Genomic DNA, 1,547 nt, shown 5'->3' on the forward strand with positions numbered 1-1,547 from the left:
CGTTGCCTCGTTCAACCCCTTGACCTGCGGCCTCACACGTAAACGCAACGGTGTTGCAGTCATCAGCCTCATGGAATCAGATTGTCTGAGACAGAGCCCGAAGGCGAGGGGGACGGGGACGCCCGGAGGAGCGCGAGAAGTCGGCCGGTCCGACTTCTCGCGCGGGCATGAGGGGGAACGGAAGGCCGAGCAGCGGTTGGCGTCGGCACGGTAGCGTTGGTGACCATCTGTCATGTCAGCGCGAAGGAAGCGAGGTTCACCATGGCCAAGGTGCGAGTTCCGGTGGCGGCGGGGGTCCTGCTCGCTCTGGCCGCCGTGGCCGGGTGTTCCAGTGAAGGTTCACCGAAGGCGGTCGGCCCGACGGAGGCGATATCCGTCGCCCCGACAGTCAAGGTGACTGTGACGGACTTCCCGACCCGATACCCCATCCTGCCGGCCCCGACGCCCACCCTGACCGCCCCGGTCGTGGATCCGTCGATCGTCCTCGGGAGCGCCCTCAGGGCGTATCTGCCCATCGAGGAGACCGTCCCGTCGGGTTGGACCCTCAACAGCAAGTACGGCCCCAGCACCCCGTCGGACAGCGGATCGCAGGTGCTCTCCGCCACCACGGGGTTGGGGCCCACGGCGCCGTGCAGCGTCATGAACAACCTGACGGTGCTGGACGGCTACGCGGCGTACGCCCGTCAGGACATAAGGTCCACCGACGGCGAGCACGCCGCCGGGGTGACCGTGGCCTCCTTCCGCGCCGGCGACGCGGCGAAGCAGCTGGGTGTGATCAGGGACTTCGCGGCGCGCTGCCCGTCGTTCACCGAGAAGGGCACGGGCCAGGGCCACAGCGATATCGAGATACGCCTCGTCGCCAAGCCGGTGGCCGGACTGGGCGACGAGGCACTGGACTTCAAGATGCTCCCGGAGGGGGGCTACCTGGGCACCGAGACGATCCTCGTCCGCATCGGCGACCGAGTGCTGGACCTCCTGGTCAACGCCGACAAGTCAGGGGAGTTCCCTGACGCGGTGTCGCTGGCACGGGAGTTGGCCAAGCCCGTGAAGTAGCCGGTCAGTCGCCGTGGGGGTTGGCGGGGGTGGGGAGGGCGAGTTCGCACCAGGTGGTCTTGCCGATGTGGCCCTCGCCGCGCGGGTGCGCGCCCCAGGAGGTGGCGAGGGCTGCGACGAGTTCGAGGCCCCGGCCGGACTCGTCGTTGGGGGAGGCGTTCCGGATGGTCGGGAGAGTGGAGTTGGCGTCCGAGACCTCGATCCGGAGGAGGGAGGGGTTCGGGAGGAGGACGCGGACGCCGATCATGCGGTCGCGGGGACCCCGGGCGTGACGGCAGGAGTTGGTGACGAGTTCGCTGAGGAGGATGAGGCCGGTCTCGGCGGAGTCGATGGGGACCTTCCACTCGAAGGCCTGCCGGATGAAGCGGACGCGGGCGCGGCCGGCGCTGCGGGGGAGGCGGGGGAACATCCACTCGACGATGTCGACGGGCTCAGCAACAACACCGTTGCGTTTACGTGTGAGGCCGCAGGTCAAGGGGTTGAACGAGGCAACA

2 protein-coding genes are annotated in these 1,547 nt (G+C 68.6%); one reads left to right on the top strand and one right to left on the bottom strand.

Features of this window, described 5'->3' with window-relative positions; all coding sequences use genetic code 11:
* Positions 1–219 precede the first annotated feature (219 nt).
* Positions 220–1,053 carry a hypothetical protein gene (locus ACFVWU_RS44895; RefSeq protein ID WP_387632513.1) on the top strand — a complete coding sequence of 278 codons (834 nt, stop codon included), beginning with the start codon at positions 220–222 and terminating at the stop codon, positions 1,051–1,053.
* A gap of 4 nt (positions 1,054–1,057) precedes the next feature.
* Here ACFVWU_RS44895 and ACFVWU_RS44900 read toward each other — a convergent pair whose 3' ends face one another.
* Complete coding sequence (locus tag ACFVWU_RS44900; protein WP_387632516.1) at positions 1,058–1,462, bottom strand: ATP-binding protein; 405 nt, start codon at positions 1,460–1,462, stop codon at positions 1,058–1,060.
* Positions 1,463–1,547: the final 85 nt, after the last annotated feature.

The organism is Kitasatospora sp. NPDC058190, assembly GCF_042883685.1.
In the GTDB taxonomy this organism is placed as follows: domain Bacteria; phylum Actinomycetota; class Actinomycetes; order Streptomycetales; family Streptomycetaceae; genus Kitasatospora.

Excerpts from the sequence above, each read along its gene's own strand:
- ACFVWU_RS44900 (WP_387632516.1), bottom strand. The coding sequence starts at position 1,462 with ATGTTCCCCCGCCTCCCCCGCAGCGCCGGCCGCGCCCGCGTCCGCTTC.